The 14,682-nt window shown below is 67.4% G+C and carries 11 protein-coding genes and 3 tRNA genes; 6 read left to right on the top strand and 8 right to left on the bottom strand.

Annotated features, from left to right (window positions below; all coding sequences use genetic code 11):
• Positions 1–2: 2 nt before the first annotated feature.
• Complete coding sequence (locus AAHB17_RS04975) at positions 3–1,532, top strand: NAD(P)H-hydrate dehydratase (RefSeq protein ID WP_342129384.1); 1,530 nt, start codon at positions 3–5, stop codon at positions 1,530–1,532.
• Positions 1,533–1,628: 96 nt separating this feature from the next.
• On the opposite strand, the gene AAHB17_RS04970 is transcribed toward AAHB17_RS04975, so the two are convergent.
• Together AAHB17_RS04970 and rnr are read right to left on the bottom strand one after the other, a co-directional pair.
• A complete protein-coding gene (locus tag AAHB17_RS04970; RefSeq protein WP_342129383.1) occupies positions 1,629–2,174 on the bottom strand; it encodes a YggT family protein in 546 nt (181 codons plus the stop codon).
• Position 2,175: 1 nt separating this feature from the next.
• Positions 2,176–4,443, bottom strand: coding sequence for a ribonuclease R (rnr, locus tag AAHB17_RS04965; RefSeq protein ID WP_342129382.1), 2,268 nt, complete (start codon positions 4,441–4,443; stop codon positions 2,176–2,178).
• A 74-nt stretch (positions 4,444–4,517) separates the two neighbouring features.
• Between rnr and AAHB17_RS04960 the strand changes: the two genes are divergently transcribed.
• A tRNA-Leu gene (locus AAHB17_RS04960) sits at positions 4,518–4,602 on the top strand.
• 177 nt (positions 4,603–4,779) lie between these two features.
• Positions 4,780–4,864: transfer RNA gene (locus tag AAHB17_RS04955), tRNA-Leu, on the top strand.
• A 170-nt stretch (positions 4,865–5,034) separates the two neighbouring features.
• On the opposite strand, the gene rimO is transcribed toward AAHB17_RS04955, so the two are convergent.
• The 5 genes from rimO to AAHB17_RS04930 form a co-directional block, all read right to left on the bottom strand.
• Positions 5,035–6,426, bottom strand: coding sequence for a 30S ribosomal protein S12 methylthiotransferase RimO (gene rimO, locus AAHB17_RS04950; RefSeq protein WP_342129381.1), 1,392 nt, complete (start codon positions 6,424–6,426; stop codon positions 5,035–5,037).
• A gap of 50 nt (positions 6,427–6,476) precedes the next feature.
• Positions 6,477–7,043: a polyhydroxyalkanoate synthesis repressor PhaR gene (phaR, locus tag AAHB17_RS04945; protein ID WP_342129380.1), complete on the bottom strand. Its 567-nt coding sequence runs from the start codon at positions 7,041–7,043 to the stop codon at positions 6,477–6,479.
• 217 nt (positions 7,044–7,260) lie between these two features.
• A tRNA-Val gene (locus AAHB17_RS04940) sits at positions 7,261–7,337 on the bottom strand.
• Between the two features lie 58 nt (positions 7,338–7,395).
• Positions 7,396–9,615 (bottom strand): RelA/SpoT family protein, encoded by a 2,220-nt coding sequence (locus AAHB17_RS04935; RefSeq protein ID WP_342129379.1) that lies wholly within the window; start codon positions 9,613–9,615, stop codon positions 7,396–7,398.
• Positions 9,612–10,535, bottom strand: a complete 924-nt coding sequence (locus AAHB17_RS04930) for an alpha/beta fold hydrolase (RefSeq protein WP_342129378.1) — start codon at positions 10,533–10,535, stop codon at positions 9,612–9,614. Before AAHB17_RS04930 ends, AAHB17_RS04935 begins: the two co-directional genes overlap by 4 nt.
• Before the next feature lie 109 nt (positions 10,536–10,644).
• On the opposite strand from AAHB17_RS04930, the gene AAHB17_RS04925 reads away from it, so the two are divergent.
• On the top strand, positions 10,645–11,415 hold the full coding sequence (locus AAHB17_RS04925; RefSeq protein WP_342129377.1) for a 3-hydroxybutyrate dehydrogenase: 771 nt from the start codon (positions 10,645–10,647) through the stop codon (positions 11,413–11,415).
• Between the two features lie 111 nt (positions 11,416–11,526).
• Here the strand turns inward: AAHB17_RS04925 and AAHB17_RS04920 are convergent, their stop codons facing one another.
• Positions 11,527–12,243, bottom strand: coding sequence for an SIMPL domain-containing protein (locus AAHB17_RS04920; RefSeq protein ID WP_446719554.1), 717 nt, complete (start codon positions 12,241–12,243; stop codon positions 11,527–11,529).
• 208 nt (positions 12,244–12,451) lie between these two features.
• On the opposite strand from AAHB17_RS04920, the gene ompR reads away from it, so the two are divergent.
• Positions 12,452–13,186 (top strand): osmolarity response regulator transcription factor OmpR, encoded by a 735-nt coding sequence (gene ompR / locus AAHB17_RS04915; RefSeq protein ID WP_342129376.1) that lies wholly within the window; start codon positions 12,452–12,454, stop codon positions 13,184–13,186.
• 31 nt (positions 13,187–13,217) lie between these two features.
• A complete protein-coding gene (locus tag AAHB17_RS04910) occupies positions 13,218–14,603 on the top strand; it encodes a sensor histidine kinase (protein ID WP_342129375.1) in 1,386 nt (461 codons plus the stop codon).
• Positions 14,604–14,682: the final 79 nt, after the last annotated feature.

Raw genomic sequence — 14,682 nt, 5'->3', positions numbered from 1 at the left:
CCATGCTCCAACGCATCACCCCCGACCGCCACTGGCCGCTGCACAACGCGGCGCTGACCCGCCAGATCGAACACGCCGGCCTGGCCACGCTGCCCGCCCACACGCTGATGGCGCGGGCCGGCGTGGCGGTGGCCCGCCTGGCACGTGCGTTGTACCCCCACGCCCACCACGTCTGGATCGCGTGTGGACCGGGCAACAACGGCGGCGACGGTCTGGTGGCGGCCCGCGAGTTGGCCCCGTGGGCCGCGGCCAGTGGTGCCCGGGTCGCGGTGAGTTGGCAGGGCGACCTCGCCAGGCTTCCGCCGGATGCCGCCTGGGCGCTGCAGGCAGCACGCGATGCGGGCGTGTGTTTTGTGGACGGTCCGCCACCCGACACCGACCTGGCCATCGATGCCCTGTTCGGCCTGGGCGGCCAGACGCGCGACACCACCGAAGCCACACCGCTGGACGGCTGGCTGCGCTGGCTGAGGCACACGCCCCAGCCGGTGCTGTGTGTGGACCTGCCCAGCGGCCTGGCGCCCGACAGCGGCGCCTGGCCCGGGCACACGGTCCTGCCCGCCGGCCCGCGCCACACCCTGAGCCTGTTGACCCTCAAGCCTGGCCTGTTCACCGCATCGGGCCGGGACGCCGCGGGCGAGGTGTGGCTGGACGATCTGGGCTGTGGCGCCACGGTGGCGCCCAGCGCCTGGCTGGGCGGCAGGGCGCCATCGGCACCGCGCCTGCCCCATGGCAGCCACAAAGGCAGCCGCGGCGACGTGGTCGTTGTCGGCGGCCAGGACATGGCACACAACGGTGCAGGCATGACCGGGGCCGCGGTGCTGGCCGCGCGCGCCAGCCTGCTGGGGGGAGCCGGCCGGGTCTACCTCGTGCCGCTGGGGGCCGGCGGCCCCGACTCGCTGCGCTGGGACCCTCAAACACCCGAACTGATGCTGCGCCGCCCGGCGCTGCTCACCCCCGAGACGCTCTCGGCCGCCAGCGTGGTCTGTGGCTGTGGCGGTGGCCAGTTGGTGGCCGAGGTGCTGCCGCTGGTCATCGCCCACAGCCGCAGCCTGGTGCTGGACGCCGACGCCCTCAACCACCTGGCGCTGTCCGGTACGCTGCGCGAGGCCGTGCGCGTACGCGCGGCAACGGGCCGGGTCACGGTGATCACGCCCCACCCGCTGGAAGCCGCCCGGCTGCTGGGCAGCACCACCGCCCAGGTGCAGGCGCAGCGGCTGCGGGCCGCGCAGACCCTGGCCGATGAACTGCAGTGCGTCTGTGTCTTGAAGGGCTCGGGCAGCGTCATCGCCGCACCGGGCCAGGTGCCGGTGATCAACCCCACCGGCAACGCCCGCCTGGCGACCGCGGGCACCGGCGACGTGCTCGCCGGCTTGCTCGGCGCCGCCCTGGCCGCAGCGACCGATACAGCCGAGATCCCAGACCGGGTGCGCGCGGCGGTGCACCAACACGGCCACCTGGCCGACCACTGGGACGAAGCACGCGATGGCAGTCTGACGGCCGACCGGCTGGCCAGCCGCCTGCACCGTCTTTGATGGCGGGCCCGCGCCGTCCGGCGCCCAACATGCGTCACACGGGGCGGAGCGGCCCATCCGGGGACGCCGCCACAGGCCGCACGGGGATGTTCCCGTTCAGCCTATCCAGATCAGGCCGATCTGCATCAGCACGATCAGCACCAGCAAGGACAGGTCGACCCCACCGATGGTGGGCAGGACGCGCCGTATCGGCGCCACCAGCGGATCGATGAGCCGCGCCAGCAAATACTGCACCGATGCCTGGGGCTGCACCCAGGACAGGATGGCGTAGACAAAGGCCAGCAGCATGATCAGCTGGAAACCGCAGCGCAGCAACATCTTGCCCGCCAGCAGGGGCAGCCACACCAGCCAGGTGGCACCACCGAAGGCGCCCAAGCCCTGCGCGACGAGTGCATAACACAAGGCGTACAGCGCCACCAGGACCAGGGCGGCCAGCAAGCTGCCAAAGTCGAGGTTGTGCTGGGCCCAGCGGCGCGGCAACACACGGCGCAGCGGCATGACCAGCCAGTTGGTCAGGGCCATCACAAAGGGGCCGGGTTGCTGCGTCATGCGCACACGCTGGGTGTTCATCCACGCGCGCAGCAGCGCGGCCGCCACCAGTGCAAAAAACACCGTGTCGAGCAGAAAGAACAGGACCGTCATGTCAGCGTGGGCCTTTGCGCGAGGAGGGTGCGCCGCCACGGCCGCCGCGGGCGGCCTTCTTGCCCGGTACGCGCGCCGTACCCTTGGGCGCGTGGGCCCGTGTCTGTGCGCCACCCCCGCCCAACTGGGGCGGTTTGCGCGGCTCGCCCGATTTGCCGCCCTTGCCGCCTTTGCGGGCACCGCCACCTGCCGCCGGGCCATCGCCGCCGGTCTTGTCGCGCATGGCACGCAACAGCAGGTCGTCGTCCTCGCTCACCAGGCGGAAATCGATGCGGCGGCCGTCCAGGTCGACCCGGCTGACCTGCACCCGCACACGAGAACCCAGGTGGTAGCGGATGCCGGTGCGCTCGCCGCGCAGTTCCTGCCGCGCCTCGTCGAAACGGAAGTACTCGCCGCCCAGTTCGGTGATGTGGACCAGCCCCTCGACGTACATCGCGTCCAGCGTGACGAACAGGCCAAAGCCGGTGACGGCCGAGACCACGCCGCTGAACTCCTCGCCGAGGTGCTCGCGCATGTACTTGCACTTGAGCCAGGCCTCGACGTCGCGGCTGGCCTCGTCGGCACGGCGTTCGTTGGCGCTGCAGTGCAGGCCGGCGGCCTGCCAGGCCAGCGTGTCGGCCGAGGGCTTGGCGCGTGGCTTGTCGGTGGGCGGCGCGGCACGCGCGGCCAGGCGCTTGCTGAGCTTGGCGTGGGCTTCGCCCGGCGTGGGCAGCGCCGGCAACTGGTAGCGCTTGCCGCCCAGGATGGCCTTGATCACGCGATGCACCAGCAGATCGGGGTAGCGGCGGATGGGACTGGTGAAGTGGGTGTAGGCCTCGAAGGCCAGACCGAAGTGCCCACTGTTGCTGGGCGTGTAGATGGCCTGCTGCATGGAACGCAGCAGCATGGTGTGGATCTGCTGCGCCTCGGGCCGCTCCTTGGTGGCGTTCGCGATGTGCTGGAACTCGCCCGGCGACGGGTTGTCGCTCAGCGTGTGGGGCACACCCATGGCCTTGAGGTAGTTGCGCAGGGTTTCCTGCTTTTCAGGCGTGGGGCCTTCGTGCACACGGAACAGCCCGGGTTGTTTGCCCTGGGCGATGAACTCGGCGGAGCAGACGTTGGCGGCCAGCATGGCCTCCTCGATCAGCTTGTGGGCGTCGTTGCGGGTGCGGGGCACGATCTTCTCGATGCGGCCCGACTCGTCGCAGACGATCTGGGTTTCGGTGGTCTCGAAGTCCACCGCGCCACGCGCGTTGCGGGCCTGCAGCAGCGCACGATAGACATCGTGCAGGTGCACCAGTTGCGGCACCAGCGCCTTGCGTGCCTGCGCCTCGGGGCCTCGGGTGTTCTGCAGGATGGCGGCCACCTCGGTGTAGGTGAAGCGCGCGTGGCTGTGCATCACCGCCGGGAAGAACTGGTAGGCATGGATCTCGCCCTTGGCGTTGATCAGCATGTCGCAGACCATGCACAGGCGGTCGACGTCGGGGTTGAGCGAGCACAGGCCGTTGGACAGCTTCTCGGGCAACATGGGAATGACCCGGCGCGGGAAGTAGACGCTCGTGGCGCGGTCGTAGGCATCGACGTCGATGGCACCGCCGGTCTGAACGTAGTGGCTCACATCGGCGATGGCCACCAGCAGGCGCCAGCCCTTGCCGCGGCCGACCTTGGCCGGCTCGCAATAGACCGCGTCATCAAAGTCCCGCGCGTCCTCGCCATCGATGGTGACCAAGGGCACATCGGTCAGGTCGATGCGGTCCTTCTTGTCGCTGGCGCGCACCTTGTCGGGCAGCGCCCGGGCCGCCGCCATGGCGGCGTCCGAGAACTGGTGCGGCACGCCGTATTTGCGCACCGCGATCTCGATTTCCATGCCGGGGTCGTCGATCTCGCCCAGCACCTCCTTGACGCGACCCACGGGCTGGCCATACAGGGCCGGCGGCTCGGTCAGCTCGACCACCACCACCTGCCCGGGCTTGGCCGACCCGGTCGCGCCCTTGGGGATCAGCACGTCCTGGCCGTAACGCTTGTCCTCGGGAGCCACCAGCCAGATGCCGCTTTCCTGCAGCAGGCGCCCGATCAGGGGTGAGGGCGAACGTTCGATGATTTCGGTGACACGGCCCTCGGGGCGGCCCTTGCGGTCGTAGCGCACGACTCGCACCTTGACGCGGTCCTTGTGCAGCACCGCGCGCATTTCGTTGGAGGGGAGATAGATGTCGGGCTGCCCGTCGTCACGGGCCACGAAGCCGTGGCCGTCGCGGTGGCCCGATACGGTGCCTTCGATTTCGGCGAGCAAATGGTTTTGATTTTTTTCGTTCACGTATTTGGAGACTCGTTTTTATTGGTGTTATACTAGTCGTTTCCTGAGATGCCCAGGTGGCGGAATTGGTAGACGCACTAGTTTCAGGTACTAGCGCCGAGAGGCGTGGAGGTTCGAGTCCTCTCTTGGGCACCATCATAAAGTTGAAAGGTCTGCAAACTTCGGGTTGCAGGCCTTTTTTCTTTTTGGGCCGTCCAACACGCCCGCCCAGAGCCAAACCAGGCACAGACATCCCCCTGTCGGCCCATCAAATTCAACGCATCCAATCCGAAACCACTCAAAAGCCGGTGTATACTGCTGGCTTCCTGAGATGCCCAGGTGGCGGAATTGGTAGACGCACTAGTTTCAGGTACTAGCGCTGCGAGGCGTGGAGGTTCGAGTCCTCTCTTGGGCACCAAAAATACAAAAGGCCTGCGATGTCACCATCGCAGGCCTTTTTCATGGGCCTTGCGGTCCATGCCTCATACGGCTTCGCATTCAAGCGCAGAACGAGGCGGGAAGCCAAAGACAGTGCTGTAGCACGGCGAGGCGAACCAACAAAGTTATGCGCTTGAAGGCGACACCGTATCAAATGGGCAAGGCGATCAGGTCGTGCCCTTCGGCCGCCACGATACGCGCCTTGGTGAACTCACCCACCTTCAGCGTCTTGCTGATCTTCTCGGGCGGCAGCAGGCGCACCGTGCCATCGATCTCGGGTGCGTCGGCGTAGCTGCGGCCCACACCACCCTTTTTGCCCAGGCCAGGCGCGGCATCCACCAGCACCTGCATGGTGGCCCCCACACGGCGCTGCAGGCGCTGCGTCGACACGGTTTCGGCCACCGCCATGAAACGCGCCCGACGCTCTTCACGCAAGGCGTCGGGCACGGGGTGGGCCAGCTCGTTGGCGGCGGCACCGGTCACCGGCGAATAGGCAAAACAGCCCGCGCGGTCGATCTGGGCCTCGCGCACAAAGTCCAGCAGGTGGGCAAATTCTTCTTCGGTCTCGCCGGGGAAGCCGGCGATGAAGGTGCTGCGCACCACCAGTTCGGGACAGACGTCGCGCCAGGCCTGGATACGCTCGAGGTTGCGCTCGCCGCTGGCGGGTCGCTTCATGCGGCGCAGCACGTCGGGGTGGCTGTGCTGCAAGGGCACGTCCAGGTAAGGCAGCACCAGGCCCTCGGCCATCAGCGGCAACACCTCGTCCACATGGGGATAGGGATAGACGTAATGCAGGCGCACCCAGGCGCCAAAGCCCTTGGCCAGTTCGCCCAGTTCGCGCACCAGATCGAACATGCGGGTCTTGACCGGCTTGCCATCCCAGAAACCGGTGCGGTATTTCACGTCGACGCCGTAGGCCGAGGTGTCCTGGCTCACCACCAGCAATTCCTTCACGCCGGCCTCGAACAGCTTGCGGGCTTCGGTCAGCACATCGCCGATGGGCCGGCTCACCAGGTCGCCGCGCATGGACGGGATGATGCAGAAGGTGCAGCGGTGGTTGCAGCCCTCGCTGATCTTGAGGTAGGCGTAGTGGCGTGGCGTGAGCTTGATGCCCTGGGCCGGCACGAGGTCGACAAAGGGATCGTGCGGCTTGGGCAGGTGCTTGTGCACCGCCTCCATCACCTCGTGGGTGGCGTGTGGACCGGTGACGGCCAGCACCGACGGGTGGATGTTCTGCACCATGTTGCCGCCGCCCTCGCCCTGGCGCGCGCCCAGGCAGCCGGTGACGATGACCCGGCCGTTCTCGGCCAGGGCTTCGCCGATGGTGTCCAGGCTTTCCTTGACCGCATCGTCAATGAAGCCGCAGGTGTTGACGATCACCAGATCGGCGCCGTCAAAGGTCTTGCTGGTCTGGTAGCCCTCGGCGCTGAGCTGGGTGAGGATGAGTTCGGAATCGGTCAGGGCCTTGGGACAACCCAGGGACACAAAACCCACCTTGGGGGCGGCCGCCACGGGCGGGGAAACGGAGATTGGGGCATTCATGCCCCAATTGTCTCAGGTTGCCCGATCAGACAGAAAGAGAAAGCCCCCGCTCAGCGCTTGAGCCCCATGGCCGCCAGCATCTGCTCGCTGTTGCGCTGCAACTGCTCCTGCATCTGCACGAAGGCGTTCTTGGACTGCTCCATGTAGGTGCCCATCATGCCCTGCATCATGGGCGACTGCACGTTGACGAACTGCTGCAGCAGTTCGGGCGTCAGCACCTTGGACTGCTCGGTCATCTTCTTCTGCAGGTCCATGAATATCTGGACGTTCTTCTCCAGGTAGGAGCCCATGAAGTCCTGCATCGCGTGGCCATAGAAGCGGATGATGTTGGCGAGCACCTGCTCGGTGAAGATGGGCACGCCCGCCGTCTCTTCCTCCAGAATGACCTGCAGCAGGATGCTGCGGGTGAGGTCCTCGTTGGTCTTGGCGTCGCGCACCACGAAGCGCTCGTCGTCCATCACCAGCTGCTTGATCTCGGCCAGCGTGATGTAGGAGGAGGTGTCGGTGTCGTAGAGGCGCCGGTTGGGGTACTTCTTGATCACCCGAACACCGTTCGGGCGGGCGGCCTGGGGTTCGGCCTTGGATTTCTGCACTGAGTCGGCTCCTGGTTGGGACATGGCATCACCGGAGGGCCCGCGAAGTCCGGCCGGGCTGGGAAACGCCATTGTTGGCATGCATTCTAAAAACCGCATCTGGCACGCACGCCATGGGTTTACCCTGAAGACGCCACGGGCACAAGGCCCACGCCGCCATTTCACGCCCGCCGGGGCCCCTTCAAGGCAAAACGGGACGAAAAAAAACCCCGGACATGCCGAGGTTGTTTTCCGAAAGGTTTGGTAGGCGCGATTGGATTCGAACCAACGACCCCCACCATGTCAAGGTGGTGCTCTAACCAACTGAGCTACGCGCCTGCAAACGATTCGCAGCCTCGCAGTATAGCAGCTTTATTCTGCTTTCTTCAAGACCCCGTCATTTTCTACGCACCACACGCACACCCGCCACATCGCCGACCGCCGCCATCACGCGCGACACGCGCAACGCGTCGGTGACCTCCACCGTGAAGGTCATCCACGCCACGCCCTTGACCGACTGGGTCTGCACGCCGATCACGTTCATCTTCTCGCGGGCGAACACGTCCGAAATGTCGCGCAGCAGGCCCTGGCGGTCCAGCGCTTCCACGGCCACGTCCACCGGGTAGACCGCCGGCTCGCCGCCGGGCGCCCCGCCCCACTGCACGTCGATCACGCGGTCGGGGTGCTTGCGCACCAGGTGCGCGAAGTCGGCACAGTCGGCACGGTGAATGCTGACCCCCTTGCCGCGCGTGACAAAGCCGCCGATGTCGTCGGGCGGTGCGGGCTTGCAACACTTGGCGAGCTGCGTCATCAACGAGTCCACCCCCACCACCAGCACACCGCCGCTGTGCGACTTCTGGGCCCGGCGGTTCTTGCGGAACAGCAGCAGTTCATCGGGCTCGGGCTGGGGCTCGGGCGGCTTGAGCTGCATCTCCACCGCCCGCAGCGACAGCTCGTCCTTGCCCACCTGCTCGAACAGGTGGGCCGCCGAATCCAGCCCCATGGCCGCGGCGAGATCGTCGAACTTGAGCGCGGTCTTGCCTTCGCGCTGCAGCAGCTTCTCGACCGCCTCGCGACCCCGCGCCACGGTCTCCTCCATGGCGAGCGCGTTGAACCAGGCCCGCACCTTGCTCTTGGCCCGGTGGCTGACCAGGTAGCCCAGCTCGGCATTGAGCCAGTCGCGCGACGGCCCGCCCTCCTTGGCGGCCACGATCTCGACGGTCTGGCCGCTCTGCAGCTGGGTATTGAGCGTGACCATGGCACCGTCGACCCGCGCGCCCCGGCAGCGGTGGCCCAGGTTGGTGTGCACGGTGTAGGCGAAGTCCACCGGCGTGGCGCCACGTGGCAGCTCGACGATGGCGGCGTCGGGCGTGAGCACGTAGATGCGGTCGTCGAACAGCCCTTCGGCGGCGCCGCTGAGGTCGCGCTCCCAGGCCAGCAGCTGGCGCAGCACGGCGATCTTGGCGTCGTACTCCGAGCTGGCCGACACGCCCGCGTAGCCCTTGGCCCCGGCCTCCTTGTAGGCCCAGTGGGCGGCCACGCCGTGCTCGGCGTGGTCGTGCATGGCCTGGGTGCGGATCTGGATTTCAAAGGCCTTGCCATGGCTGTCGCGCACCACCGTGTGCAGCGACTGGTAGCCGTTGGGCTTGGGCTTGCCGATGTAGTCGTCGAATTCCTCGGGCACCGGGCTGAAGTGCGCATGCACATAGGCCAGCGCGGTGTAGCAGTCGCTCACCGTCGGCACCACCACGCGCAAGGCACGGATGTCGAACACCTGCTCGAAATCCAGCGACTTGCCACGCATCTTCTTGACGATGCTGTAGATGTGCTTGGGTCGGCCCTGCACCGAGGCGTGGATGCCCTGCGCCAGCAGATCGTCCTGCAGCATCTGACGCACGCGTTCCACATGGCCTTCGCGCTCGGTGCGTTTTTCGTCCAGCAGCTTGGCGATGGCCTTGTAGGTGTGGGGCTCCAGGAAACGGAAGGCCAGGTCTTCCAGCTCCCACTTGATCTGCCAGATGCCCAGCCGGTTGGCCAGCGGCGCGAACACGTGCAGGGCCTCGGACGCGATGGCCGGCTCAGGCACCTGTTTGCACAAGGCGAAGTGGCGCAGCGTCTGCAGCCGCGAAGCCAGGCGCAGCATCACCACCCGCAGGTCGCGCGAAAAGGCCAGCAGCATCTTGCGCACGTTTTCGGTCTGGCTGGCGGCCAGTTCGGACACCGGCGCCTTGCCCGACACCCCAGGCTGTGCCGCCTGCGCCACACGTGCCTGGCGCTGCAGCTGCACCAGCTTGGTGGTTTCCATGGCCAGCGCGGCGTGGCTCTCGCCAAAGGCCTTGGCGATGACTTCCTGCGGGCGGTTCAGGTAGGGGCTGGCATAGACCAGGTAGACCGCCGCGCGCATGGCTTCGGAACCTCCGATGCCGGCCAGCACGTCGGACACCGCGTCCGCGTGGGCGAGGATGTTCTCGCCCGTGTCAAGCTGCTCGAAGGCGATCAGCGGCTCGGCAAAGGCGCGCGCGCGCTGCAGCGTGTGCGCTTCGTCGGGCAGGCTGCCGGCGGTCGCCGCAACGATGGCCGAGGGCAAGGGCAGGTCACTGCCCAGGGAAGTCTTCATGGCATGTCGAGCAAAAAGCGGCGCACCGTCTCCACTTGATCGGGTGCCACCAGCGTGGGCGCGTGGCCCACGCCGTCAAAGGTCACGAGCCGCGCGCAGGGACCGCGCATGCCCATGTCGCGGGCGGTCTCGGCGCTCAACAGGTCCGAGGTGGCGCCCCGCAGCAGCAGGGTGGGCAGGCGCAGGTTGTCGTACAGTCCCCACAGCGCCGCTTCACCGGCCGCTGCAGCGGCGCGCCCCTGCGCCTCGTCCAGCCCCATCAAGGCCCGGTAGGGCACGGCGATCGCTGGATCGTAGTGCAGCCGCCAACGGTCGCCATCGCAGCGCAGCATGGGCAGGTTCAGGGCCCGCCATTGCTCGGGCGTGTGGGGTCCGAAGCCCAGGGAAATGCTGCCCAGGTAGTCGATGGCCGCCTCGGCGCTGTCGAACACCGGGTCCAGCCCCAGGTAGGTGCCGATGCGCTGCAGGGCCTCCCAGCGCACGGCCGGGCCGACGTCATTGAGCACCAGGCGCCGCAAGCCCATGGCGGCTTGCGCGGCCAGGCCCAGACCGATCAGGCCGCCCATGCTGGTGCCCACCCAGTCGATGGTGGACACGCCCTCCTGCGCACGCACATGCTGCAGCAGCGTGGCGATGTCCGCCCCGTATTGGGGAATCTGGTAGCCCATGGGGTCGGCCAGCCAGTCGCTGTGTCCCCGGCCTGCCACGTCCACGCTCAGCACCCTCACCCGCCCGGCCAGCGCGCGCGCCAGGGTGTCGAAATCGCGGCCCTGGCGGCTCAGTCCGTGCACACACACCACGGCATGGCTGGCATCCAACGTGCTTGCCCCCGCCCAGTCCCAATAGGCCAGGCGTCGTGCCCCGCCGCCTGCCGCGGCCAGCGTCGGCATTTCAAGATATTTCAACGTCGGTTCGGACATGGCGGCAAAGTGCGGCGGAGATAATCAAGTTGGTGCAACGCAGCACCCGCCAAATCCGCGGACCTGCGCTTGTGTTGTGATTCGATCGTAATGGAATTGGAGAACCCGAATGATTGCCAACAAGACCGCCCTCGTCACCGGCTCCACCAGCGGCATCGGCCTGGGCATGGCCAAGGCCCTGGCGCGCCAAGGCGCCAACATCGTGCTCAACGGATTTGGTGACGTGGAGGCCGCGCAACGCGAGGTGGCCGCGCTGGGCGTGCGGGTGTCCTACCATGGCGCCGACATGAGCAAGCCGACCGAGATCGAGGCCATGATGGCCGCCGCCGCGGCCGAGTTCGGCCAGGTCGACATCCTGGTCAACAACGCCGGCATCCAACACGTGGCACCCATCCAGAACTTCCCGGTCGAACGATGGGACGCCGTCATCGCGATCAATCTGACCAGTGCCTTTCACACCACCCGCCTGGCCCTGCCCGCGATGCAGAAGGCCAATTGGGGCCGCATCATCAACGTGGCCTCGGTGCACGGACTGGTGGGGTCGGCCGAAAAATCGGCCTACGTCGCGGCCAAACATGGCATCGTGGGCCTGACCAAGGTCACGGCGCTGGAGAACGCCACAACCGGCGTTACCTGCAACGCGATCTGCCCCGGCTGGGTGCTCACCCCGCTGGTGCAGAAGCAGGTGGACGCCAAGGCCGCCGCACAAGGCATCTCCAACGAAGCCGCCACCCGGCAGCTGCTGGGCGAGAAGGAGCCGTCGCTGCAGTTCACGACGCCCGAGGAACTGGGCGAACTGGCGGTGTTCTTCTGCTCGCCCGCGGCCAACAACGTGCGCGGCGTCGCCTGGAACATGGACGGCGGCTGGACGGCGCAGTAACCAAGTCCCCCCGCGCCGCGCCCTGGGGCGCGTCACCCCCCAAGGGGCGGCACTGGCCGTCCGGCAGAGCCGGCCCGGCGGTGCCCCCGGCTCGTCCCTTGCCCGGCCAGGTCACTTCAACTGAATGGACCCTGACACCGTCACGCTGACGGTGGCCTTGCCGGCCTCCACCGGCACCGCCATGTCGGCCGAGGCCGACTTGGCCTCCATCGCCATCATCCGCGGCTGGGGCACCATGGGCGGCTGGCCACCGTCGCTCACGCTCACCTCGCGCAGCGTGTAGCCCGAAAATCCGAAACCGCGCGCGACCTCGTCGGCCTTGCGCTTGAAGGCGTCGATGCCCAACGCCTGGGCATCGGCCTCCAGCTTGCGCTGCGCCTCGCGACTCAGGCCCATCGCCACCTGGGCCACCACCATCGTCTGCACCTTGCCCGCCGTGGCCGTGATGCGCGCGAAATCCGTGCCCTCCAGCACCAGCTCGGCACTGCCCTGCCAGCCATTGACCTGTCCGTCCCGGCCATAACGCGGTGACAGGCCCATGTGGCCGGTGCGCACGTCCAGCGCGCCGGAACGCGCCTGTGCGCGGGCCACGGCCAGGGCCTGGTCCAGCGCCACCTTCAGTTGGGTCTGAACGGTGTTCGCGTCCGCCGCTTCGCGCCGGGTGCTCAGGCGCAGGGTCAACAAATCCTGCGCGGCCTCGACGCTGCCGCTGGCACTGAGTTGCACCACGTTGGCCGGCGCCGCCCGCGGCTCTTGCGCTTGTGCAGGCACCACGGCGCAGGCCAGGTACATCAGGGCACAAGGCCCCAGGGATTGAAATTTTTTCATTGGCACGGACTCTCGAATGGATGAACAGCAAGGTCGCCGGAGCATACGCTGCTGGCGCCGGATGGCAGACCGATAGAGGCGGCGAACAGACCCGGGTTGTGCCACTTGACGCAACATCTGTAACCACAAGTGACAAAAATAAAAAATGTTAGGGAACAAGCACTTAGCGCTGTCAGAATCGGGTTTGTTACAAATGAAGGAGGCCCAAATGAGCCAGCAAACCCCTCACCGGCCCAACAAGATCGTGGTCGTCGACGACGACGCACGCATCCGCGATCTGCTGCGCCGCTACCTGACCCAGGAAGGCTTTGAAGTCACCGTCGCCGAAGACGGCCGCACGCTGAGCCGTCTGCTGTTGCGCGATTCGGTGGACCTGATCGTGCTCGACCTGATGATGCCCGGCGAGGACGGCCTGAGCATCTGCCGTCGCCTGCGCGCCGCCAACGACCGCACGCCCATCATCATGCTCACCGCCAAGAGCGAGGACGTGGACCGCATCGTCGGTCTGGAAGTGGGCGCCGACGACTACCTGGGCAAGCCATTCAACCCACGCGAACTGCTGGCCCGCATCCACGCCGTGCTGCGCCGCCGCCCGCCGACCGAAGTCCCTGGCGCGCCCTCGCTGGAACAACAGCTGGTCAAATTTGGCCCCTTCGAGTTCGACCTCGGCCAGCGCACGCTGCGCAAGAACGGCGAGGACGTGCCGCTGACCACCGGCGAATTCGCCATGCTGAAGGCCCTGGTGCGCCACCCACGCCAGCCGCTGTCGCGCGAAAAGCTGGCCCAGCTGGCGCGCGGCCGCGAATTCGAGCCCTTCGACCGCAGCCTGGACGTGCAGATGTCGCGCCTGCGCAAGCTGATCGAAACCGACGCCACCGCCCCCCGCTACCTGCAGACGGTGTGGGGCGTGGGCTACGTGTTCGTGCCCGACGACCAGAGCTGAACACCTGCGCACCCCCCTTTCCGGAGGCGTCATGAACCTGTCGATCGATCGCAAGCGCAAAGGCCCCGACACCGCGGCCGCGCCCCTGGAACTGCCACGCCCCCGGGGCGTCAGCCTGTTCTGGCGCACCTTCTTTTTCCTCGCACTGCTGCTGCTGGGCTGCATCCTGGCCTGGCTGCAGACCTTCCGGGCCCTGGAGTTCGAGCCGCGCACCCTGCAGAGCGCGCAGCAGCTCGGCTCGCTGGTCAACCTCAGCCGCGCAGCGCTGAAAAATGCGGACGCCATCGGCCGGGTGGCGCTGGTCAAGACCCTGGCCGATGAAGAAGGCGTGCGTGTGCTGCCGCGCGAGCCCAACGACCAGTTCAAACCCTACGACCAGGACGCGCTGGCCAAACGCGTGAGCGAGGAACTGACCCACCGCATGGGCAAGGGCACGCTGGTGGCGCGCGAGGTCAACAGCACCGAGGGCCTGTGGGTGGGCTTCAACATCGACGCCGACCGCTACTGGCTGCAAGCCGATCCGGCGCGCATCAGCGTCGTGGCCGGCACCACCTGGCTGGTGTGGCTGTCCATCGCGGTGCTGCTCTCGCTGGCCGGTGCGGCGCTGATCGCGCGCCTGATCAACCGCCCGCTGAAAAACCTCTCCTTCGCCGCTGGCCGGGTGCGCGAGGGCGATTTTGCCGCCAGCCACCTCGACGAAGGCGTGGCCACCAGCGAGATCCGCGAGGTCAACATCGGCTTCAACCGCATGGCGCAGCGGCTCAGCAAGGTGGAGCAGGAACGCGCCCTGATGCTGGCCGGCATCTCGCACGACCTGCGCACGCCGCTGGCCCGGCTGCGGCTGGAAACCGAGATGAGCGTGTCCGACGAACAGGCCAAGACCCACATGGCGGCCGATATCGAACAGGTCAACGCCATCATCGACAAATTCCTCGACTACGCCCGCGCCGACCACCTGAGCACCAGCCGCATCAGCCTGAACGCGGCCATCGACGCCGCCGTGTTTTCGCTGGAGCACGACGAGCGCCTGACGATCAAGCTCGACGTGCCCGACGACGTGATGGTGATCGGCGACGCGGTCGAACTGCAGCGCGTGTTTTCCAACCTGCTGGAGAACGCCATCCGCTACGGCCGCACGCCGGGCACGGACAAGGCCCAGGTCGAGATCGGTGCCCGCGTGAAGGACAAGGCGGTGCTGATCAAGTTCCGCGACCGCGGCCCGGGCGTGGCACCGGACCAGTTGGCCCGGCTGACCCAGCCCTTCTTCCGTGGCGACACGGCGCGCACCTCGGCCTCGGGCGCCGGCCTGGGCCTGGCCATCGTCGAAAAGACCATCGCCCGCATGGGCGGCGAGTTCGTGCTCGCCAGCACCGGCACCGGTGGCCTGGCCGCGCACATCAAGCTGCAGCGCGCCTGAAAAAAGGCCCCCACGCTCCGCCGCTGCGCGGGTCGCTGCCCCCCGAGGAGGAGCGGGCCTTGCCTTGGGGCGGCCCGGC

The sequence above is a fragment of the Hydrogenophaga sp. OTU3427 genome, assembly GCF_038440225.1.
In the GTDB taxonomy this organism is placed as follows: domain Bacteria; phylum Pseudomonadota; class Gammaproteobacteria; order Burkholderiales; family Burkholderiaceae_C; genus Hydrogenophaga.
This window is presented reverse-complemented; position numbering and strand designations above follow the sequence as displayed.

Coding starts and splice junctions, on each gene's coding strand:
- AAHB17_RS04975 (WP_342129384.1), top strand. CDS start 3: ATGCTCCAACGCATCACCCCCGACCGCCACTGGCCGCTGCACAACGCG.
- AAHB17_RS04970 (WP_342129383.1), bottom strand. CDS start 2,174: ATGACGGTCCTGTTCTTTCTGCTCGACACGGTGTTTTTTGCACTGGTG.
- rimO (WP_342129381.1), bottom strand. CDS start 6,426: ATGAATGCCCCAATCTCCGTTTCCCCGCCCGTGGCGGCCGCCCCCAAG.
- phaR (WP_342129380.1), bottom strand. CDS start 7,043: ATGTCCCAACCAGGAGCCGACTCAGTGCAGAAATCCAAGGCCGAACCC.
- AAHB17_RS04935 (WP_342129379.1), bottom strand. CDS start 9,615: ATGAAGACTTCCCTGGGCAGTGACCTGCCCTTGCCCTCGGCCATCGTT.
- AAHB17_RS04930 (WP_342129378.1), bottom strand. CDS start 10,535: ATGTCCGAACCGACGTTGAAATATCTTGAAATGCCGACGCTGGCCGCG.
- AAHB17_RS04925 (WP_342129377.1), top strand. CDS start 10,645: ATGATTGCCAACAAGACCGCCCTCGTCACCGGCTCCACCAGCGGCATC.
- AAHB17_RS04920 (WP_446719554.1), bottom strand. CDS start 12,243: ATGAAAAAATTTCAATCCCTGGGGCCTTGTGCCCTGATGTACCTGGCC.
- ompR (WP_342129376.1), top strand. CDS start 12,452: ATGAGCCAGCAAACCCCTCACCGGCCCAACAAGATCGTGGTCGTCGAC.
- AAHB17_RS04910 (WP_342129375.1), top strand. CDS start 13,218: ATGAACCTGTCGATCGATCGCAAGCGCAAAGGCCCCGACACCGCGGCC.